General features: G+C 61.0%; 21 protein-coding genes. 11 read left to right on the forward strand and 10 right to left on the reverse strand.

Annotated elements, in window-relative coordinates; translation table 11 throughout:
- A complete protein-coding gene (gene pcaF, locus IE087_RS02280; protein ID WP_189367318.1) occupies nt 1–1,203 on the reverse strand; it encodes a 3-oxoadipyl-CoA thiolase in 1,203 nt (400 codons plus the stop codon).
- Between the two features lie 170 nt (nt 1,204–1,373).
- Between pcaF and IE087_RS02285 the strand changes: the two genes are divergently transcribed.
- The 3 genes from IE087_RS02285 to IE087_RS02295 all read left to right on the forward strand — a co-directional run bounded on the left by IE087_RS02285 (nt 1,374) and on the right by IE087_RS02295 (nt 5,448).
- Nucleotides 1,374–3,557, forward strand: coding sequence for a dehydrogenase E1 component subunit alpha/beta (locus IE087_RS02285; RefSeq protein ID WP_189368311.1), 2,184 nt, complete (start codon nt 1,374–1,376; stop codon nt 3,555–3,557).
- Between the two features lie 90 nt (nt 3,558–3,647).
- Complete coding sequence (locus IE087_RS02290) at nt 3,648–4,679, forward strand: zinc-dependent alcohol dehydrogenase (RefSeq protein ID WP_189367320.1); 1,032 nt, start codon at nt 3,648–3,650, stop codon at nt 4,677–4,679.
- Nucleotide 4,680: 1 nt separating this feature from the next.
- A complete protein-coding gene (locus IE087_RS02295; protein WP_189367322.1) occupies nt 4,681–5,448 on the forward strand; it encodes an SDR family NAD(P)-dependent oxidoreductase in 768 nt (255 codons plus the stop codon).
- Here the strand turns inward: IE087_RS02295 and IE087_RS02300 are convergent.
- The 5 genes from IE087_RS02300 to IE087_RS02320 form a co-directional block, all read right to left on the reverse strand.
- Nucleotides 5,445–6,227 (reverse strand): citryl-CoA lyase, encoded by a 783-nt coding sequence (locus tag IE087_RS02300; RefSeq protein WP_189367323.1) that lies wholly within the window; start codon nt 6,225–6,227, stop codon nt 5,445–5,447. The two genes, IE087_RS02295 and IE087_RS02300, sit on opposite strands and share 4 nt — an antisense overlap.
- Nucleotides 6,224–7,417: a CaiB/BaiF CoA transferase family protein gene (locus tag IE087_RS02305; protein WP_189367324.1), complete on the reverse strand. Its 1,194-nt coding sequence runs from the start codon at nt 7,415–7,417 to the stop codon at nt 6,224–6,226. The genes IE087_RS02300 and IE087_RS02305 overlap by 4 nt, the downstream gene beginning before the upstream one ends.
- Nucleotides 7,410–8,924 carry a tripartite tricarboxylate transporter permease gene (locus tag IE087_RS02310; protein ID WP_189367325.1) on the reverse strand — a complete coding sequence of 505 codons (1,515 nt, stop codon included), beginning with the start codon at nt 8,922–8,924 and terminating at the stop codon, nt 7,410–7,412. The genes IE087_RS02305 and IE087_RS02310 overlap by 8 nt, the downstream gene beginning before the upstream one ends.
- A 4-nt stretch (nt 8,925–8,928) precedes the next feature.
- Nucleotides 8,929–9,423, reverse strand: a complete 495-nt coding sequence (locus tag IE087_RS02315) for a tripartite tricarboxylate transporter TctB family protein (protein ID WP_189367326.1) — start codon at nt 9,421–9,423, stop codon at nt 8,929–8,931.
- A 143-nt stretch (nt 9,424–9,566) separates the two neighbouring features.
- The gene (locus IE087_RS02320) at nt 9,567–10,550 is read right to left on the reverse strand and encodes a Bug family tripartite tricarboxylate transporter substrate binding protein (protein ID WP_189367327.1); all 984 of its coding nucleotides are present in this window, start codon (nt 10,548–10,550) and stop codon (nt 9,567–9,569) included.
- A gap of 104 nt (nt 10,551–10,654) precedes the next feature.
- Between IE087_RS02320 and IE087_RS02325 the strand changes: the two genes are divergently transcribed.
- From IE087_RS02325 to IE087_RS02360, 8 genes are read left to right on the forward strand one after another with little or no spacing between them, the layout of a single operon-like run.
- Nucleotides 10,655–11,320, forward strand: coding sequence for a response regulator transcription factor (locus tag IE087_RS02325; protein WP_189368312.1), 666 nt, complete (start codon nt 10,655–10,657; stop codon nt 11,318–11,320).
- Nucleotides 11,310–12,665, forward strand: coding sequence for a sensor histidine kinase (locus IE087_RS02330; protein ID WP_189367329.1), 1,356 nt, complete (start codon nt 11,310–11,312; stop codon nt 12,663–12,665). The genes IE087_RS02325 and IE087_RS02330 overlap by 11 nt, the downstream gene beginning before the upstream one ends.
- Entirely contained in the window at nt 12,644–13,645 is a 1,002-nt protein-coding gene (locus tag IE087_RS02335; protein WP_189367331.1) for an ABC transporter substrate-binding protein, read from the forward strand. The genes IE087_RS02330 and IE087_RS02335 overlap by 22 nt, the downstream gene beginning before the upstream one ends.
- 60 nt (nt 13,646–13,705) lie before the next feature.
- Entirely contained in the window at nt 13,706–14,350 is a 645-nt protein-coding gene (gene maiA, locus IE087_RS02340) for a maleylacetoacetate isomerase (RefSeq protein WP_189367332.1), read from the forward strand.
- A 13-nt stretch (nt 14,351–14,363) separates the two neighbouring features.
- Nucleotides 14,364–15,314 (forward strand): MBL fold metallo-hydrolase, encoded by a 951-nt coding sequence (locus IE087_RS02345; protein ID WP_189367334.1) that lies wholly within the window; start codon nt 14,364–14,366, stop codon nt 15,312–15,314.
- Nucleotides 15,311–15,616, forward strand: a complete 306-nt coding sequence (locus IE087_RS02350; RefSeq protein WP_189367336.1) for a hypothetical protein — start codon at nt 15,311–15,313, stop codon at nt 15,614–15,616. Before IE087_RS02345 ends, IE087_RS02350 begins: the two co-directional genes overlap by 4 nt.
- A gap of 15 nt (nt 15,617–15,631) precedes the next feature.
- The gene (locus tag IE087_RS02355) at nt 15,632–17,248 is read left to right on the forward strand and encodes an FAD-dependent oxidoreductase (protein WP_189367338.1); all 1,617 of its coding nucleotides are present in this window, start codon (nt 15,632–15,634) and stop codon (nt 17,246–17,248) included.
- Nucleotides 17,248–17,433: a DUF2783 domain-containing protein gene (locus IE087_RS02360; RefSeq protein ID WP_189367340.1), complete on the forward strand. Its 186-nt coding sequence runs from the start codon at nt 17,248–17,250 to the stop codon at nt 17,431–17,433. The genes IE087_RS02355 and IE087_RS02360 overlap by 1 nt, the downstream gene beginning before the upstream one ends.
- Here IE087_RS02360 and IE087_RS02365 read toward each other — a convergent pair.
- The 4 genes from IE087_RS02365 to ilvD are packed head-to-tail and all read right to left on the reverse strand — an operon-like array spanning nt 17,430 to nt 21,029.
- Nucleotides 17,430–17,801, reverse strand: a complete 372-nt coding sequence (locus tag IE087_RS02365) for a hypothetical protein (RefSeq protein ID WP_189367342.1) — start codon at nt 17,799–17,801, stop codon at nt 17,430–17,432. The genes IE087_RS02360 and IE087_RS02365 overlap by 4 nt on opposite strands.
- Nucleotides 17,802–17,814: 13 nt before the next feature.
- Entirely contained in the window at nt 17,815–18,588 is a 774-nt protein-coding gene (locus tag IE087_RS02370) for a DUF6478 family protein (protein ID WP_189367343.1), read from the reverse strand.
- Nucleotides 18,589–18,637: 49 nt separating this feature from the next.
- Nucleotides 18,638–19,285, reverse strand: a complete 648-nt coding sequence (locus IE087_RS02375) for a hypothetical protein (protein ID WP_189367345.1) — start codon at nt 19,283–19,285, stop codon at nt 18,638–18,640.
- On the reverse strand, nt 19,266–21,029 hold the full coding sequence (gene ilvD, locus IE087_RS02380; protein WP_189367346.1) for a dihydroxy-acid dehydratase: 1,764 nt from the start codon (nt 21,027–21,029) through the stop codon (nt 19,266–19,268). The genes IE087_RS02375 and ilvD overlap by 20 nt, the downstream gene beginning before the upstream one ends.
- Between the last annotated feature and the right edge of the window lie 95 nt (nt 21,030–21,124).

Here is a 21,124-nt window from a genome sequence, read left to right on the forward strand (position 1 = left end):
TCAAGCCCTTTCCAGAACCATGGCCACACCTTGCCCTACGCCCACACACATGGTGCACAGGGCATAGCGGCCACCGGTCCGTTTCAATTGATAGGCGGCGGTCATCACCAGCCGCGCGCCCGACATGCCGAGTGGGTGACCGATGGCAATGGCACCCCCTTGCGCGTTCACACGGGGGTCGTCATCTGCCACGCCAAGGCTGCGCAACGTCGCGAGACCTTGCGAGGCAAACGCCTCGTTCAACTCGATCACATCCATCTGGTCGATGGTGAGTCCCGTGCGCTTCAACACTTTCTCGGACGCGGGCACCGGCCCAATGCCCATCACGCGCGGCTCAACGCCGGCAGCACACATCCCGACAATGCGTGCCATGGGCGCCAATCCCTGCGCCTCAGCCGCCTCGGTAGAGGCAATCAGCATCGCCGCCGCGCCGTCATTCACGCCGGACGCATTGCCCGCTGTTACACTCAGATCAGGCCCATTGATCCCGCGCAACCCCGCCAGCTTCTCGACCGACGTGCCGGGGCGCGGATGCTCGTCCGTGTCCACAACAACGGGATCGCCCTTGCGCTGTGGGATCGTCACCACCGAAATCTCTTCAACAAAAACGCCCGCCTCATGCGCCGCAGCCCATCGGGCCTGCGACCGCGCGGCAAAGGCATCCTGTGCCTCGCGTTCCACCTGCCAATCGGCAGCCACATTGTCGGCAGTCTGCGGCATGGAATCGATCCCATACTCGGCCTTCATCTTCGGGTTCACGAACCGCCAGCCGATGGTTGTGTCGTACACCTGATTGGCACGTGAAAACGCGGCTTCGGCCTTGGGCATGACAAAGGGCGCGCGGCTCATGCTCTCGATCCCGCCGGCGATGACCAAGTCCATGTCACCCGCCTTGATGCCACGGGCGGCGATACCCACCGCATCCATGCCAGAGGCGCACAAACGGTTCACCGTGATGCCCGGTACATCGACGGGCAGGCCAGCCAGCAGCCCTGCCATGTGGGCCACATTGCGATTGTCCTCGCCCGCCTGATTGGCACAGCCCATGACGACATCATCGACCGCAGCCCAATCCATATCGGGGTTGCGCGCCATCAGCGCAGCAATAGGAGCCGCCGCCAAATCATCGGCGCGGACGCCAGACAAGGCACCGCCATACCGCCCAATGGGCGTGCGCTGCGCGTCACAAATCCATGCGTCCATGAAAGTCCTCCTACTTGGAAAATAGAGCGTGCGGTGATTCCGATCAATGATAAATGTTACACCTATGTGTGTGGTTGATGAAATTCCGTAACGCTTTTCACAGCCTCTGGACCATTTCGCATGTGCGCTGTTCTATGCAGGCATCGACCTCAACCACATCGGACCACTCCATGGATCGCGCCGCCATCGTTCACGACAACTTCCACCGGCGGCTCAAGGCCAATGACTTGCCAACGGGCAGTGACGTTGGCGACATGGATGCGGAAACGCTTCTGGCCCTTTACAGCGCGCAATGCCTGTCGCGCCAACTCGACCGCACCAGCCGTGCCATGCAGAAGGCAGGGCAGGGGTATTACACCATCGGTTCCAGCGGGCACGAAGGGATGGCGGGTGTCGCACATGCGCTGCGCCCGACTGACATGGCGTTCCTGCACTACCGCGATGCAGCGTTTCAGATTGCGCGCGCAGGTCAGGTGCCGGATCAGAACCCCGCATGGGACATCCTGCTCAGCTTTGCGGCCTCTGCCGAAGATCCGATATCCGGCGGTCGTCACAAGGTGCTCGGCTCCAAGGCGCTAAACATTCCGCCCCAGACCTCGACCATTGCCAGCCATTTACCCAAGGCGGTGGGGGCTGCCTATTCCATCGGTCTTGCCAAACGGCAGCGTCCGGAGCACGCGTGTCTGCCCGACGACAGTATCGTCATGTGCTCATTCGGAGATGCCTCGGCCAACCACTCCACGGCGCAGGGGGCGATCAACACGGCGTGTTGGACAAGTTTCCAGAACGCGCCTCTCCCGTTGCTGTTCGTGTGCGAGGACAACGGCATCGGCATCTCGACATCCACACCGTCCGGTTGGATCGCCGCTAATTTTTCGGCCAAGCCGGGCCTCAGGTATTTCTCTTGTGACGGTTTGAACGTCGCTGAAACGACACGGACTGCTGCGGAGGCCGCCGCCTTTGTCCGCCGCCAAAAACGACCTGCGTTCCTACATATACGTACCGTCCGACTATACGGGCACGCCGGTTCCGACGTCGAAGCCACCTATCGTGCCAAGGTCGATATCGAAGCTGACGAGGGAAACGACCCGCTCCTCCACACCGCGCGCCTTCTCCGCGATAGCGGGACCGCCACGCCAGAGGAGGCACTCGCGCTTTACGACCAGATCGGGGCCGAGTGCGAGGGCCTCGCCGCAAAAGCCACCAAGCGTGCGCGTCTGCAAACCGCCGCAGACGTCGGCGCCAGCCTGATCCCCCCAGTCCGCAAATGCGAGACCACAAACGGACCGTCTGTCGAACAACGCGCTCAGGTCTTCGGCACCGATCTGCGCAGCAGCGCAGAACCGCAGGTGATGAGCAAACTCATCAGCTGGGCGCTCACCGACTTGATGCTCGAACATCCCGAAGTCGTCATGGCGGGTGAGGACATTGGGAAAAAGGGCGGCGTCTATGGCGCCACGCAAAAGCTGCAAGCCCGCTTTGGCCCGCACCGGGTCATCGACACCCTGCTTGATGAACAATCCATCCTCGGCCTCGCCATTGGCATGGCGCACAACGGATTTGTTCCGATCCCCGAAATCCAGTTCCTTGCTTACCTCCACAACGCCGAAGATCAGCTACGGGGCGAAGCCGCCACGCTGCCGTTCTTCTCGAACGGCCAATACGCCAACCCGATGGTGCTGCGGATCGCCGGGCTCGGCTACCAGCGCGGGTTCGGCGGGCATTTCCACAATGACAACTCCCTCGCTGTCCTGCGCGACATTCCGGGTGTGATCATCGCCTGCCCGTCCCGCGGTGACGATGCGGCCAAGATGCTGCGCGAAGCTGTCCGCCTTGCGCGCGAAGAACAGCGTGTCGTGGTCTTCATTGAACCGATCGCGCTCTACCCAATGCGCGACCTGCACGCCGAGGGCGATAAGGGCTGGATGTCCGTCTATCCAGCTCCTGACGAGCGGATCGCGCTGGGCGACGTTGGGGTCAGCGGCACCGGCACCGACCTTGCCATCGTCACATACGGAAATGGGCGATACCTGTCCGAACAGGCGGCGCAAACCCTTCAAGCCGAAGGCATAAACGTCCGCGTTATCGACATGCGCTGGCTTGCGCCGGTGCCAGAGGCCGCGCTGATCGAACAGGCGCAAACCTGCGCCGCCACGCTCATCGTCGACGAATGCCGCCGCACCGGCAGCCAATCCGAGGCGCTCATGGCCCTGTTCACCGAGGCGGGGATATCAAACATCGCCCGCATTACCGCCGAAGACTGCTTCATCGCCACCGGCCCCTCTTATGCCGCCACACTCCCTTCGACGGATGGCATCGTGGCCGCTGCCAGGGCCCTGGTCGCCAAGTCCTGAGATTCCGGTTTCACGAAATTCACCCCAACCCTTGATCGCCCCTTTCCCTCCGGTCCACAGTCGCGCCAACAGGGAGAGAGGACAGTACCCATGACGCATCAGGCAGCGTTCTATCGCGGCGACAAACACTTCACGGTCGAACCGGTGGAGACCCGGGCCCCCGGCCCCGGTCAGGTGCAGATCGATGTCGCCTATTGTGGGATTTGCGGCACGGACCTGCACATCTATCTCGGCCATATGGACGGGCGCGTCGGCTTTGAACGCACCATCGGGCACGAGATGTCCGGCGTTGTCTCTGCTGTCGGGGAAGGCGTCAACGGGTTTGAACCCGGCCAACCTATCGTCGTGCGCCCGCTCGACCACTGCGGCAACTGTCCCGCCTGTGACGCAGGCCACCAGCACATCTGTCACAACCTCAAATTCATCGGCATCGACAGTGATGGTGCGTTCCAGCAGAAATGGAACGTCCCAGCCCACACCGTCCACGCCCTCCCCTCTGACCTCAATCTCGCCCACGCCGCCCTGATCGAACCGCTGGCCGTGGCTGTCCACGACGTGGATCGCGGCAAAGTTCAGCCCGGCGAAGACGTGCTTGTCATCGGCGGCGGCCCCATCGGCATGCTGGTCGCCATGGCCGCGCGCGATGCCGGTGCCAACGTCACGGTGGCCGAGATCAACGACAACCGCCTCGCCTTCGCGCAAAAGATCGGGTTCACCACAATGGACCCGAAAACCACCGACGTCGCCAAAGCCATGCATGAGGCGACGGGCGGCAAGGGGGCTGACGTGGTGTTCGAAGTGTCCGGCAGCCAACCCGGCGTCGACCTGATGACCGCCGCTGCTGCCACACGCGGGCGTATCGTCATGGTCGCGATCCACGCCACCAAACCGCAGATCGACATGTTCCAGTTCTTCTGGCGCGAGCTGGACCTGATCGGCGCCCGCGTCTACCGGCCCGAAGATTACGACAAGGCGATGGACCTGCTTGCCAAGGGTGTCGTCGATTGTGACGCCTTCATCACCGACGTCCAGGGGCTTGATGACATCGAAGGGGCGTTCAAAACGCTCACTGAAAACCCCAACGCCATGAAATCCATGATCCGTGTGACGGAGGGTCTCTAAAATGTCTGTTCTCAACACCTTCGACCTGACCGGCAAAACCGCCCTTGTCACCGGTGCAAAACGCGGCATCGGGCGCGGCATGGCCGAGGCGCTGGCCGAAGCGGGCGCAGACATCATCGGCGTAAGCGCGACGCTCGCACCCGGCTCTGAGGTGCAACAAGCTGTCGAGGCACTAGGGCAAAAATTCACACCATACGCTTGCGACTTCTCGGATCGCGCAGCGGTCAAGGCCTTCGCCGCCCAAGTGCTGACAGACCACCCGCAAATCGACATCCTGATCAACAACGCGGGCACTATCCTGCGCACCCCCGCCGCCGAGCACCCCGACGACATGTGGGATACGGTGATCGAGGTGAACCTCAACGCCCAGTTCATCCTCACCCGCGAGGTGGGCAAAACCATGGTCGAACGCGGGTCGGGCAAGATCATCTTCACGGCCTCCCTGCTTACCTTCCAGGGCGGGATCACGGTGCCGGGCTATGCCGCGTCCAAGGGTGGGATTGGCCAACTTACTATGGCCTTTGCCAACGAATGGGCCAGCAAAGGCGTGAATGTGAATGCCATCGCCCCCGGCTATATCGACACCGACAACACGGAAGCGCTGCGCAACGACCCCGTGCGCTCCAAATCCATACTGGAGCGTATCCCGGCGGGCCGCTGGGGCAAGCCGGAGGACTTCAAAGGCCCAGCCGTCTTCCTCGCCTCGGACGCGTCAGCCTATATGCACGGCCACTTGATGCTGGTCGATGGCGGCTGGATGGGGCGCTAGTCTTCAATGGGATTGGGACCGGTATAGGTCCAGCGATAGCCCGGCGGGGTCGGTCCCTTGTTCCGGCCGCCCTGCTGTTTCTGCTCCCACGCGTGCGACAGAATGCCAACCGAACGCGATAGGCAAAACAGCCCCCGAGCCAAGGGGGCCGGAAAGCCCAACTCTGCAAAAATAACAGCCGTTGCACCGTCGATATTCATGGGCAACGGCTTGCCTTTTTCTGCGGCAAGCGCCGCCTCAATGCTGCGCGCCACCGCAGCATACTTGCCGGATACGGTTCCGTATTCTCGAGCCTCGTCAACCAGCGCCAAAAGCCTTGGTGCGCGTGGATCGACCGGCTTGTGAAATCGGTGCCCGAAGCCCGGAACAAATGGCCCATGCTCCGCACGCCAAGCATCCAGAACCTCTGCCAGCGGTGCATCGCTGGCATCAATACGACCGTACAACTCTACCGCCTGTTCACCCGCGCCACCATGCACATCGTCCAACATGTTCACGGCCGATGCCATCGCCCCGTTCAACGACAAGCCACAGGTCATGGCCATCCGTGCAGCAGCAATCGACGGGGCTTGCGGTCCGTGATCCACGGCGGCGACCAAGGCCGCTTCGAACAGTTTCGCCTGCGCCTCGGACGGCATGTCGCCGCGGGTCATGAGCCAGATCACTTGCGGAAAGCTCACCGCGCCAATCAAATCCTCAATCGGATGTCCTCGCAGCCGGATTTGACCGGGCGCCATGTCGATGATCTCGGTAGACCACCAATCTGATACGTCACTCATATCGCCCTCTTCTCGGTCAGCTCCGCAACGTCCTTTTCGCTCAGACCCAGCGAACGCCAGACTTCGGGCGCATGTTCACCAAGTTGTGGCGGTGGCGTGGGCACCGTCAGCGGTGCGCCATCCAACTTGACCCCGGTATTCACCACTTCGATGTCCCGCCCCACACCGGGCACGTTCGCATAGCGCGACATCAACCCACGGTCTGCAATCTGTGGGTGAGACAAAACTTCTGGCACCGTCATTACAGCACCGGCTGGCACACCTATGGTGTTCAACACACGCGCAAGGTCACGCGCGGACCAATCCGCCAATGCCATCTCGATCTCTGTCCTTAGGACCGAACGGTTCTTTTTTCGATCTTCACGCGTGGCGTAGTCCGGCCGGTCACGCAGCGCTTGAAGTCCAAGAAAATCTGTCAGCAACACCCACTGCTCATCCTTGTTTGTAGCGATGTTGATCAGCCCGTCCCCGGTTTCGAACGTACCCGACGGGGCAGAGGTCGGGTTTTCGTTCCCGTTTGCGCGCGGCTCCACCCCTGCAATCACATGGTTGGACACAACCCACCCCATTGTGGCCAGCACACTCTCCAGCATTGAACAATCAATAAACGCCCCGCGGGGGCGGGCATTGAGGGCGGCGGCCACGGCAAAGGCCGCTGTTATCCCGCCCACGGTATCTGCCACGGGATACCCCACGCGCAGCGGTGCGCTGTTGTCATCGCCTGTGATCGACATGACGCCGGATACACCTTGCACGATCTGGTCATAGGCGGGGCGATCGACCCAAGGGCCATCCTGGCCAAACCCGGAAATCGCGCAATAGATCAGGTCTGGCTTGTGCTCTTTCAACACCTCATGACCCAACCCTAGTCGATCCATGACACCGGGACGAAAGTTCTCGACCAGCACGTCAGCGGTTTCAACGAGCTTTAGGAACAGCGCTTTGCCGTCCGCATGTTTGAAGTTCACGGTGACCGATTTCTTGCCTGCGTTCTGCGCAAGAAAAGAGACACCCATTCCTTTCGCATTCAGCTCGGGATCAGCCCCCAGTTGCCGGGCAAGGTCCCCGCGATCGGGGGCCTCGACCTTGATCACTTCGGCGCCCATATGGGCCAGTTGGTGACAGCAGAACGGTCCCGCCAGGACGTTGGTCAGGTCAAGGACCCGGACCCCGTCCAGCGGTTTAGTCACCGTCAGCGATCCCTGCTGCCCGTGCCCGCGCACGCCGCGCCCGGTAGCTGGGCAGGATGACCAGAAGTGCGGCGATGACGAGCAGACCGAGCGTCATGGGGCGCTCCCAGATGAAGCTGATGCCGTCATAAAGCTGCATGGACCGGCTGAAGTTGTCTTCAAGCATCCCGCCTAGGATGAAGCCGATCAGCAGCGGTGCCAGCGGGTAGTCGGCAAAACGCAGGATCGTGGCGCAGATGCCGAAGCCGACGAGCAGTAGCAATTCGGTGGCGTTGTTCTGCCCGATATAAGCCCCCATCAGTGTGAAGAAGAGGATGAACGGGATCAGGAAGTTGCGCGGCACCGCAAGGATTTTCGCGATGTAAGGGATGAGCGGCAGGTTCAGGATCAGCAGAACCAGGTTGCCGATATACATCGAGATGATGACGGCCCAGAAAATCTGCGGATCGTCGACCATCAGCCGTGGACCGGGTGTCACGTTCAGCGCGATAAGCGCACCCAGCAGGATGGCCGTGGTGCCGGAGCCGGGGATGCCGAGGGTTAGGAGCGGCACGAACGAGCCGGTACAGGCGGCATTGTTCGCGGTCTCGGGTGCGGCGAGGCCCTTGATGGAGCCTTTGCCGAACTGTTCCTTTTCCTTCTCGGGCGCGATGTTTCGCTCGACTGCGTAGCCAAGGAAGGACGCGATGGTCGCGCCCGCGCCGGGGAGGACACCGATGAAGAACCCCTGCAGGGATTGGCGGCCAACGACCGGCGCGATGGATTTTGCCTCGTCCCTTGTGATGCGCAGATCTTTGATGTCTCCGGACTGACCGGTCTTGGACCGGCTGGGGTCCATCACGAGATACAGCGCTTCGGGCAGGGCAAACATCGCCATGGCGAGGGTGATGAAGGCAAAGCCTGATTGCAGGTCCATCAAGCCCATCGTGAAGCGTGGCATGTTGAAGAGCGCACCTTCGCCCACCGTTGCCATGATGAGGCCCAGCAGGGTCATCATGATGGCCTTCGCCACCTGACCCGTACCTGCGAAGGCAGCGATGGCCGAGAGGCCCACGACCATGAGCGCGAAGTATTCGGCGGAGTGGAACAGGAGGGCGACTGACGACAGCATCGGCGCAAAGATCATCAGCAGGATCGCCCCGATGGACCCGCCGCAGAAGGACGCGATGGCGGCGATGGTGAGCGCTTTGCCCGCCTTGCCGTCTCGGGCCATCGGGTAGCCGTCAAAGCTGGTAGCGACCGTGCCTGCGACCCCCGGCGCGTTCAGCAGGATGGAGGAGGTCGAGCCGCCGAAGATGGCGCCATAGTAGACACCTGCAAGCAGGATCAGTGCAGCGGAAGGGTCGCCAAGCGAGATGGCGACCGGAATCATGATGGCGATTATCGACATAGGGCCAAGGCCCGGCAACATGCCGATGAATGTGCCGATCAGGCAGCCGCCGATGACCATGAGGAGGTTCTGGATTGAGAAGGCCGTTTGCAGGCCGATCAAGATACCTTCGAGCATGTCCTTACACCCCCATGAATGCAGGCAGCGGGCGCAGGAAGATGCCGAGCACCACCTGCACCAGATACCAGACGACGCCGGTGGCGATGCCCGCGACGACGATCATTGTTACCCAGCGGCGTTCGCCGAGGATGACAGAGCCCATGACGAGGAAGCCGACGGTAGCGATGATGAATCCGGCGGGGCGCAGCATCAGGGCGTAGGCGACCATGAGGCCGAGGAGCAGACCGGCTTGGCCGAGTTTGAATTCGCGAAGCTGGCGGTAGACGATGACCGAAGGGTTTTCCTCGCGTGGTTTGTTGCTTTTCTCAAGCCCCAGCACGATGATAAGGCCAACGAGAATGCCCATCACGCTCAGCACCTTGGGGAAGGTCGAGGGCCAGATGGGATTGCGGCGCATGAAGGGGGCGAGGCTGCCATCCATGGTGAACCATGCGGCGTAGCCATAGGCTGCGAAAATGCCCAATAGGATCAGTCCGATCCAGCGATCCAGTGCCATGATATCCCCCCGATTGATCTGTCCCCGCGGGGACACCCATGATTTCATTGAGAAAAAGGGTTAATTTTACTTAATTTTAACGGTTTGGCCCCCGTTCAGGGCAGATACGGGGCTGGGAAAGCCCCGCATCCAAAGCGATCAGATCAGAGGAAGCCGAGCTTCTTCATCAGGTCACCGATGACCTGTTCCTGACCTTCGAGGAAGGCTTTGAACTCGTCCCCGTTGTTGTGGATGTTGACCCAACCGTTGCGCGCGCGCACTTCTTCCCATTCGGGGGTTTCATACATCTTGGTCAGCGCGTCCTGATAGGCCGCTACCTTGTCTTCGGGCAGGCCGGGTGCGCCGAAGAAACCACGCCAGTTCACGAACTCGGTGTCGATCCCTTGCTCTTTCATGGTCATGGCATCGGGGGCCGCGTCCACACGCTCGGGGGCTGTTACGCCGATGATCTTCACTTCGCCTGCGTTGGCCAGATCAACCGCTTCGGAGAAGCCGGTGGACAGTGCCGCGATTTCACCGGACAGAAGTGCTGCCATGGCCTTGCCGCCCGCATCGTAGGGAATGTATTTCACGCCCAGCGCATCTTTGCCCGCGGCTTCCATCACCATGGCTGCAACCAAGTGATCCATGCCACCGGGAACCGAGCCACCGCCGATGGCCGTGCCATTCGGGTCGGCATCATAGGCGGCCAGCAGCTCCTCCATCGAGTTGATGGGGCTGTCTTTGCCCACAACCATGGCCGCGTAGTCACCAATGGTGCCTGCAACCAGCGTCAGGTCGCGGAAGTTGTGTGGGAACACGCCTGTCAACGAACGGATCACGATGGGGGTCGAGTTGACCATCAGCGTGCCGTGGTTGCTTTCCGCGTTTTCGATCAGGTAGCCGATGGCTTTACCGCCGCCGCCGCCCGACATGTTTTCGAACGATGCTGTGCCCACAAGGCCCGCACCCGTCAGCGCCTCACCGGTGCCACGTGCAGTGCCATCCCAACCACCACCGGCGCCGCCGGGGATCAGGAAGTGGATGCTGTCGACGACCTGGTGGCCGTCAGCAAATGCTGCGCCGCTCAGGCCAAATGCCATAGCTGCGCCAAGCAGGGCCCTGCGGCCCATCTGGAACGTTTTCATGATGTCCTCCCATTTGACTTCACGCGTTTTCACGCGAATGCTGCCCTGAAAACATGCGAACCTGACATAAACCTGTCATGGCGCCGCAGTTCTGGGCGGATTGGATGAAATACCTGCTGATTGAGGACAATGCAGAACTGGCCGGGGCACTTTGTACCCGGATGCGTCTGGATGGGCACGTTATTGACCACGCCGCGACGCTGTCCGACGGATCCGACTTTTTGCGTGTCGGAGAGTACGATTTGATCCTGTTGGACATCATGCTGCCCGATGGGGACGGCCGTGCCTTTCTTGAACGTCATCGGGCGCAAGAGGATGATACGCCTGTTATTGTCCTGACGGCACGCTCCGAAGTGTCGGACCGGGTGAGTATGCTGGACCTTGGCGCGGATGATTACCTGACCAAGCCTTTTGATCACGCCGAGTTGCAGGCCCGCTGTCGCGCGGTCTTGCGCCGTCGCACCGGGTCGGCCCAGACGGTCATTCGACGGGGCGATGCAGCCCTTGATCCGGTGGCGTCTGTCTTGACGATTGGCGGGCATGACGTGACCCTTCGCAATCGCGAACTGCGGCTGTTGGAGCTTTTCATGAACGCACCCGGCCAGATTTTTTCCAAGGACAAGCTGGTGGATCGGTTGTTTTCCTATGATGGGACGGTGACCGAGAACGCGATCGAGGTTTATGTGGGTCGGTTGCGCAAGCATCTTGAGCCGTCGAGCCTGACCATTTCGACCCATCGTGGTCTGGGATACCGGTTGGATGAGGGGTAGCGCGACATCTCTGCGTCGGCGGCTGACATGGACGCTGATTGGTGGCGCCGCGCTGTTGGCGGTGCTGTTTTTCCTGGTTGTTCGCACCTATGCCCAGCAGATCGCGCAGCAGGGGCAGGACCGCATACTTGAGGCGTCTTTGACGTCTTTAATGGATGCCGCGGTGGTGCGCGACGGGCAGATCGAAGTGGACGTCCCTTATGCTGCCTTTGCCATGTTGGATACGGCGGCTGATGATCGCGTGTTTTACGCCGTGCATCAGGGGGATGCGCTGCTGACCGGGTATGACGGTTTGGCTGAGGGTCCGTTTGATCCGTCCGTTGGATTGGATTTCCAGACGCAGGCGTTTGGCGGTGCAGAGGTGCGACTTGCGACGTTGACCCGTGCTTTGCCTGCCGGACCTGCGCCTGTGTTGTTGACTGTCAGCGTGGCCCAGACCCGGGACAGTCTGGCGGGAACGCTTTGGGCGATTTCGGTGAATGCAGCGCTGTTTGGTGGCGCATTCTTTGTCTTGGCGGCGGGTATGGCGCTGTGGACATCCCGATCAACTGTGAGACCGCTCAGCCAGATGGCCGAGGCTGTCGCGCGACGAGGTCCGCGCGATTTGCGGCCCGTGGTGCGTCCGGTGCCGACCGAGTTGTCGCCCTTGGTCACATCGTTGAATTCGCTGATGACCCGGTTGAGTGCGTCGCTGACCCAGTCCGAGACGTTCATTGCCGAGGCCGCGCATCGCGTGCGGACGCCTTTGGCGACTGTGCGCACCCATGCCGAGGCGACGTTGATGCGGGTGGACAAGGACGAGAACCGCGCCGCCTTGCGGTCCATGATCCGCGCGATTGACGAGAGCAGCCGGGCGGCGGGGCAGCTGTTGGATCACGCCATGGTCACTTTTCGCGGGGACCAGTTGGAGCGGAGGCAGATTGATCTGGTCGGCATCTGTCGGGAGCTGGTGGACCGGCTGACCCCCGTGGCCGAGATGAAAGATCTGGAGTTGGTGCTGCTGGCCGACGGTCCGGTAGAGGTGCAGGGCGATCCAATTCTGATTCAGAACGCTGTGCGCAATCTGATTGACAATGCGCTGAAGTATTCTCCGCCCGAGGGGACAGTGCGGATCGAGGTGCGGCGCGATCCGGTTGCCATTGTCGTGTGTGACGAAGGCGGTGGGTTTCCCGCCGAACAGATGACAGAGCTGTCGCAGCGCTTTCAGCGCGGGGCCAATGCAGGCGACACCGTGGGGTCCGGTTTGGGTCTGACAATCGCGCAGGATGTGGCCGAGGCCCATGGCGGGCGGCTGGAATTGGCGAACTTGGATGGGGGTGGGGCATGCGCAACTTTGTATCTGTGATCCTGTGCCTTTGGGCGAGTGCGCTCGCTGCGGCAGAGCTGGAAGACCGCCAGATGTTCCATGGCGAGGACGGTGTGACCCTGCGCGTGTTGTCGAGCACGGACACGGATATTTTCGCGCCCATTGTCGAGGGGTTTATTACCCGCAATCCGTCCGTTTCTGTCGACTACGCAGTTGCCGGTTCAGCGGACATCCTGACCTTGATTGCGGAGTGCGGTGATTGCTTTGATGTGGTGATTTCAAGCGCCATGGATCTGCAGTTGAAGCTGGCGAATGACGGGCTTGCCCGTCGCTTGCCAGGCTTGGCGCAGCAGGGCGGATCGCAATGGCGGCAGAGTGTTTTTGGCTTCACGCTGGAGCCTGCGACCGTTGTTCTGAACCGTGCGGCGTTCGAGGGGCGTCCTCTGCCCACGACCCGGCAGGAGTTGATCGAAGCGTTGCGTGCGGACCCTGAACATTTTCGGGGCAGGCTGGGCACCTACGATGTGCGTCTGTCCGGTCTCGGCTACCTGTTCGCCACGCAGGATGCACGCGCTTCCGAGACGTTTTGGCGGCTTATGGAGGTGTTCGGAAACCTGGATGCGCAGCTTTATTGCTGTTCGGGCGACATGATCGACGATCTGGCCTCAGGCGAGTTGTTCGTGGCCTACAACGTATTGGGCAGCTACGCCCAAACCCGGCCCGAGACGCTGGACAAGGTCACGATCATCACGCCCGAAGATTTTGCCACGACGATGATGCGCACCGCACTGGTGCTGGACAGCACGGATGTGGGCGGTGCGGCTGAGGCGATGGTGTCTTACCTGACGTCCGGTGCTTGGTCGGCGCAGGATCGGCCCGGTTTTCCGTTGCCCTCGATCGGGGATGAGGATGCGCAGGTGTTGAACGTCGTCAGCCTTGATCCTGGCTTGCTGGTTTATCTGGATCGGTTGAAACGAGAGCTGTTTCTTGAGGCGTGGTCATCGGCGCTGTTGCGCTGAGGCTTGTTGGTTACAAAATCAACAGTTACCGATGCGACGACTTTGGCAACGGACACCCGCATGACCGCTCCTTTGACCCTTTACAGTTATTGGCGTTCGACGACGTCCTACCGCGTGCGGGCAGCGCTGAACCTCAAGGGTGTGCCGTTTGAAACGGTACCTGTCGACCTGTTGGCGGGCGCGCAGAAGGATGCGGACTATGCCGAGATGAACCCCGGCAAGGGCGTGCCGATGCTGGTGCTGGAAGATGGGTCTGTGCTGACCCAATCGCTCGCCATTCTGGACTATATAGAGGCGCGTTGGCCTGAGCCTGCTTTGCTGCCCGCCGATCCGCTCGCGCGGGCAAGGGTGCAGGCCGCGGCCTATACGATGGCCGTTGATGTGCATCCGGTGAACAACCTGCGCGTCGTGACCCATCTTGGCGATGCCTACGGGGCGGACACGGACGGCGTGATGGATTGGATGCGGCATTGGATGATCGAAGGCTTTACCGCCTTTGAGGCACTGGTACAGGACGACACACCTTTTGCCTTTGGTCACGCACCTGACCTTGCCGATCTTTGCCTTGTGGCGCAGGTTTACAACGCGCATCGATGGGGTGTCGACCTGACCCCGTTTCCGAAAGTACAGCGGATCGAGGCGGCCTGTCTGAACGTGCCGGCCATTGCCGCTGCCCATCCTGACCAACAACCCGACGCTTCCTGAAAGGACCCGACACATGGCCAAAGCCTTCGCCTCGCAAGGTGACATGACCGAAAAGACCATCACCTTTGACGAGATCGGGGAGGGCCTTTGGGCCTTTACCGCCGAGGGGGATCCGAATTCCGGCGTGATCATCGGCGATGACAGCGTGATGATTGTCGAGGCGCAGGCAACCCCGCGGCTGGCCGAGAAGGTGATCGAGAAGGTGCGCACGGTGACGGACAAGCCGATCACCCATCTGGTGCTGACCCATTACCACGCGGTGCGCGTTCTGGGGGCGTCGGCCTATGGCACGGACCAGATCATCATGTCCGACACGGCGCGCGGAATGGTGGCCGAGCGCGGGCAGGAGGATTGGGACAGTGAGTTCCAGCGTTTTCCGCGTCTGTTCGAAGGGCACGAGAGCATCCCGGGGCTGACGTGGCCCACAACGACGTTTTCGGATTCGATGACGGTCTACCTCGGGTCGCGCCGGGTGGACATCAAGCATCTGGGGCGCGCCCATACGGCGGGGGATGCCGTCATTCACGTGCCCGATCAGAACGTGATGTTTACGGGTGACATCGTTGAGTATCACTCCGCCTGCTATTGCGGGGATGGGTACTTCGGCGACTGGGGCGGGACTCTGGATGCGATCAAGGCCTATGACGTCGATGCCATTGCGCCTGGGCGCGGGGATGCGCTTGTTGGGTCCGAGATGGTGAACAAGGCCATTGAGAGCACGCGGGATTTTGTGGACAGCACCTACCGCCCTGCAGCACGGGTCGCTGCGCGCGGCGGGTCGTTGAAAGAGGCGTGGGATGCGGTGCGCGCCGAATGCGATCCGAAGTTCAGCGATTATGCCATCTACGAACACTGCCTGCCCTTCAACGTCGCCCGCGCCCATGACGAGGCCCGTGGCATCGCACATCCACGCATCTGGACGGACAAGCGGGACATCGAGATGTGGGAGGCACTGCAGGGGTGAGTTTGGAGGCTATCGGTCGCTTTGTTGTTTATCTTGCTTTTGCGCACGCCTTTGTCGCGTTTGATTGGGCTTTTTATTGGCAGATTAAGCTCATAGGGACGCTACTTTACAACACAGCAAGCCTGATCCGTGCTGGCCAAAGCTCACTCGAAGCAAGGAGTCGCGCTTTGAGCAGTCTTTTTAACGACGAGCGTTATACCGAACTTCGAAGGAACTGGGGGCGCGCAGTACTGTGGGTCATTTTTGCCTTCGTTCTTGTTTTCGCTTTGGTCGGCTGGATTGCACCAAGTGGTATCAACTGAAGGTAACTTAAAGAAATGGTCGATGTTCGCTACGACATAGCCTTCCAACTTTACCCATACGCCCCCGTCGCTGCGCAAACGATGCCCGCGCAGCGTCATCCGGTGGTCATTGTTGGCGGTGGGCCCATTGGAATGGCCTTGGCGTTGGACCTTGGGCGCAAGGGTACGCAGGTGCTGGTGTTGGATGACCATGACGGTGTGGGTCAGGGCAGCCGCGCGATTTGTTTTGCCAAGCGCACGCTTGAGATTGCCAATCGGCTGGGCGCGGGGCAGCGCATGATCGACAAGGGTGTTGTCTGGAACGTGGGCAAAGTCTTTCACGGCGACGACCGCGTGTTTCAGTTCAACTTGCAGCCTGAGGATGGGCATCGGTGCCCGGCCTTCATCAACCTGCAGCAGCCCTACTTCGAGAAGTTTCTGGTCGATGAGATCCGTGTGGCGCAGGACGAAGGCGCGCCGATTGAGATACGGGGACGCAATGCCGTTACAGCCCTGGATCAGCGGGACGATCATGTGCTGCTGGATGTGGACACCCCCGATGGCCCCTATCAGATTGAGGCCGAGTGGCTGATTGCCTGTGATGGCGCACGGTCGCCGGTGCGGGACATGATGGGGTTGAACTTTGACGGGCGGGTGTTTGAGGACAATTTTCTGATTGCCGACGTCAAGATGACCGCCGATTTCCCGACCGAGCGGTGGTTCTGGTTTGAGCCGCCCTTCAAGGATGCGGGGCAGTCTGCGCTGTTGCACAAGCAGCCCGATGACATCTGGCGCATCGACTTTCAGCTTGGTTGGGACATCGACCGCGAGAAGGAGTTGCGCGAGGAAAATGTGCGTGCGCGCGTCGATGCGATGCTGGGCGAAGGGGCGGAGTATGAGTTGGAGTGGACTTCGATATACACCTTCCAATGCCGCCGGATGCAGGAGTTTCGGCATGATCGCGTGATCTTTGCAGGGGACAGTGCGCATCAGGTGTCGCCCTTTGGCGCGCGCGGGGCAAATAGTGGTGTTCAGGATGCAGACAATCTGGCGTGGAAGCTGGATTTCGTGATCCGGGGTCTCGCGCCCGAGGCGCTACTGGACAGTTATTCCGAGGAGCGGGTGCATGGGGCGGATGAGAACATTTTGAACTCCACCCGTGCGACCGATTTCCTGACGCCCAAGAGCGAGATCAGCAAGGTGTTCCGCAATGCAGTGCTGGAACTGGCGCAGGATCATGCGTTTGCCCGACCCTTGGTCAATTCGGGGCGGTTGTCGGTGCCGTGTGTGTATGACGGGTTGTCATTGAATGGGCCGGATATGCTGGATGGGCCGGAGCGGACTCGCGTCGGGGCGCCTGCGGTGGATGCGAAGCTGGGGCAGACCTATCTGCTGGATCGGTTGCCGGGTGGGTTTACGCTGCTGTCTATTGATGCACCTGCGCCGGAAATTGACGAGGTGGACGGCGTGCCGTTGACCCATCTGGGTTTGACCGCCCGGGGCAATCCGTTTCTGAAAGAGCGTTATCTGGGTGAGACTGAGGGTGCGGTGTACCTGATCCGCCCGGATCAGCACGTTGTGTCCCGTTGGCCAGAGGCGTCTGCCGAAGACGTTGCAAGTGCTATGCGGATCGCATTGGGAAAGGGGGTGTGATGGAACTGAACCTTGAGCCGAACATCGCGGACCCGGATGGGTTCTATGACGAGCTGCTGGCGGTGCATCAGGGGCTGAGCAAAGAGGACAGCGATGCGCTGAACGCGCGGCTGATCCTGATCCTTGCCAATCACGTTGGGGATCGGGACGTGTTGACCGCCGCGTTACAGGCGGCGCAGCGCTAGCTGGTTTCGACGCAGTGGCGGCGGAAGGCGCGTTTGAGCATGTCGAGCTCTTCGCGCAGAAGCGCCACCTCGCCCCGGATATCGTCGCCCAGTGCCTCACCCGCGATCAGGGTGAAGTGGCCCAGCTTTTCGTCGTCCGTCGCATCGGTGATGACAAAGACCTGAACGCCGTCGGCGATTGCCTCGGCCGGGATCGGCACCTGTAACAACCATTGCCCGCCATCGCCCTGTTCGGTGACTTGCACGTCAGGGACGTCACTGTTCAGGTGGATCACCTTGATCTGGGGCACGCCAGTGCCATTCTGCTGGATCAATCCCTGCCAGATCCCATAACGCATCTTGGTCGGGGTGAGGGTCAGAGTGCTCATCGCTTCCCTTTCATCACAAGGCGGCGCGGGGTCGGCGCGAGAATGTGAGATCACGCAGGGTGATCTGGTTCATTTCCGGACCTTCAAAAATCAGATCGATCCAGGCCCGTTCGACCCGCTTTTCGTTCAGCTTGGAATAGGCAAGGTCAAATTCGACCGTGACGTCCTCTTGGTTCAGAGGCAGTTCGCGCACGATCTGTTCGGTGTTGGGGCCATGGCGCACATTGAGGCGGGCAAAGATTTCGAGCGGCTTTTCCATCTCGACAATGGTGTTCATGCCCAGAAGGTGGTTCTTGGTCAGCCCTTTGACTGCTGCGTCAGGCAGATCGACCACGAGGGACAGGAACGAGCCGTCAAACTTGAAGACATCTAGGCGGACCCCGTAGGGGGCCAGGTCCTCTTCCCGCAGATTGCGGAGTTGTCGAAGGGTCAGTTCGCTGACAGCGCAATCGTGGAACAGGGTCACTTCGTTGCCCAGCATGGACTTCGTCTGTACCGAAGACATGCCCGGGCTGGGCAGCGAGCCGCGCCACAGTTCGGGGCGCCAGGCCCAGTCAGCATTGTGCGGGCGCGGGAAGCTTGTCGATCCTATGGCGGGCAGGGCCAGCCGTTCATCAGCGCGGTGGATCAGCCGGTCAAGATGGGTGCGCAATAGGCGGGCGGCTGAGCGCAGTCCGCGCAATTCTGACATGTGGGCATCATTGGCATTGCGCGCCGCGCGCGCCCAGCGCCGCACCGTGTGTCGGTGCGATACCCTGTCGAGGAATGAGATGCGGTTGCCTGCCATATGCCCCTGCGCCGGTTCTCTTGCCGGTAGTTTATCTATGCCAAAGGTTTCACTCAAATAAACCCGAGACAAACCCCCTACCTGCCGGTTTCGGAGTTTGCGTTGCAGAATTGTCCTGCAATGCAACAGCGGCGACGATGGATTGTTCCTGCGTTTGCTCGACCGTTTGGATTAACAGATTGGGTGCAACACTGCCCAAATCCGTGTTACTGGCCTTTTGATACAGCGCAAGGCCAATCACCTGATCCCCGATCCTGGCGGCGCCGCGCCAATAGGTGTCGCGCATGCCCGGGCTGGGTGGTTTGCCCTTGACCTGAACAAGGGCAAGCGGCGCATCATCAATGCGCTCAAGCACCGTTTCTGACGCACTTTCAAAGTCTGACGTGCTGACTTGGGTCACGCCGGTCGCTGTGACCGTGGTCGCCGTGATGATGGCGAGCGGGGCGTTTGTTGTGAGCCTGCCGCCCAACGTGTCGCACCTCGCCATGAGCGCAAAGTTTTGCCGCAAGCTGCGCTTGTCCACACAGAATCCGGAAGGCGGCACGAGAGATATTGTGCCGCCCGCCAACTTGGCGTTGTTCAGAGCCAGGTTTTCGCCGGTCGCGCCCCCAAGGTTGAGCCCTGCGAAATCTTCGCAAGCCGCAAGTCCAAAAAGCAGCGCGCCGAGCAGGAGACCCTTAGAGGTCCCAGTATTCATGCCGTTCCGCCTTGGCGCCCGGATGCGTGACTGCGCCCTTGTATGTCTCACCCACCAGCTGCGCGTACTTCCACAGGGCGCCCGAAGCATAGATGGTTTCACGCGCGCCAGCCCATGCCGCCTTGCGTTCTGCCAGCTCTTCATCTGTCAGGTCGACATTGATTGTCCCTTCGATCGCGTTGATGGTGATCACGTCACCGTCCTTGAGCAATGCGATGGGGCCACCATGGGCCGCTTCGGGACCGACGTGGCCGATGCAGAAACCGCGTGTCGCGCCCGAGAACCGGCCATCGGTGATCAGCGCCACCTTCTTGCCCATGCCCTGACCGGACAGAGCAGCCGTGGTTGCCAACATTTCACGCATGCCTGGGCCGCCAGAGGGCCCTTCGTTGCGGATCACGAATACGTCGCCTTCTTCGTAGGTGCGGTTCTGAACGGATTCAAACGCGTCTTGCTCGCATTCGAACACGCGCGCCGGACCAGTGAAGATTTGGTGCTGCGCTTCCATGCCCGCGACCTTCACGATAGCGCCCTCGGGGGCCACATTGCCTTTCAGACCCACAACGCCACCCGTTTTTGTGATCGGGTTTTCGATGGGGTAGATGACGCGTCCGTCGGCTTCGAGGCTGATCTTGTCCAGCTCTTCGCCAATGGAATTGCCGGTGGCGGTCATGCAATCCTCGTGGATCAGGCCCGCCTTGCGTAGTTCCTTCATGACGACATAGATACCGCCCGCTTCGTACAGATCCTTTGCCACGAACTGACCACCGGGTTTGAGGTCAACGAAGTAGGGCGTGTCGCGGAAGATTTCGCACACGTCATCAAGATAGAAGTCGATACCCGCTTCGTGCGCCATGGCAGGCAGGTGCAGACCGGCGTTTGTCGAGCCACCCGTGCACGCCACGACGCGAGCTGCGTTTTCGAATGCCTCACGGGTGCAGATGTCGCGTGCGCGGATGTTCTTTTCGATGAGGTTCATGACCGCAGCACCGGATGCTTCGGCATATTGGTCACGGCTCTCGTAAGGTGCGGGGGCACCAGCAGAGTTGGGCAGGGCCAGGCCAATGGCTTCGGACACACAGGCCATGGTGTTGGCGGTGAACTGACCACCACAGGCCCCGGCGGACGGGCAGGCGACGCGTTCAAGCACATCCAGCTCTGCCTCGGTCATGGTGCCGTTTTGCTGATGGCCGACCGCTTCGAACATGTCCTGCACTGTGAGGTCACGGTTTGCATATTCCTCGGGTACTTTGGCCCCGACAGGCGCGCGACCCGGAAGGATCGAACCGCCATAGAGAAAGACAGATGGTACGTTGAGACGGATCATCGCCATCATCATGCCGGGCAGGGACTTGTCGCAGCCAGCAAGGCCGACAAGCGCGTCATAGCAGTGGCCGCGCATGGTCAGTTCGACGGTGTCTGCGATGGCTTCGCGGCTCGCCAGTGACGAACGCATCCCTTCGTGCCCCATGGCGATGCCGTCGGTGACAGTGATGGTGGTGAATTCTCGGGGCGTGCCGCTGGCCGATTTCACACCCATCTTCACCGACTGTGCCTGGCGGTTCAGGGCGATGTTGCAGGGGGCGGCTTCGTTCCAGCAGGTCGCTACGCCGACGAGCGGTTGGTGAATTTCCTGCTCAGTCATGCCCATGGCGTAGTAATAGGACCGGTGTGGCGCCCGCGCGGGCCCTTCGGTCACGTGCCGGCTGGGTAGCTTGGACTTATCGAACTTGCCTTTAAGCATCTGGCGTCTCCCCTGAAAGCGTCCGCACTGCAATAGCCATTGCCCTGCGCTGCTGCAAGCGCCCGCGGTTGTAATAAAGCGTTGCGGGCACTAGT

This window comes from Tateyamaria omphalii, from assembly GCF_014651375.1.
GTDB classification, from domain to species: domain Bacteria; phylum Pseudomonadota; class Alphaproteobacteria; order Rhodobacterales; family Rhodobacteraceae; genus Tateyamaria; species Tateyamaria omphalii.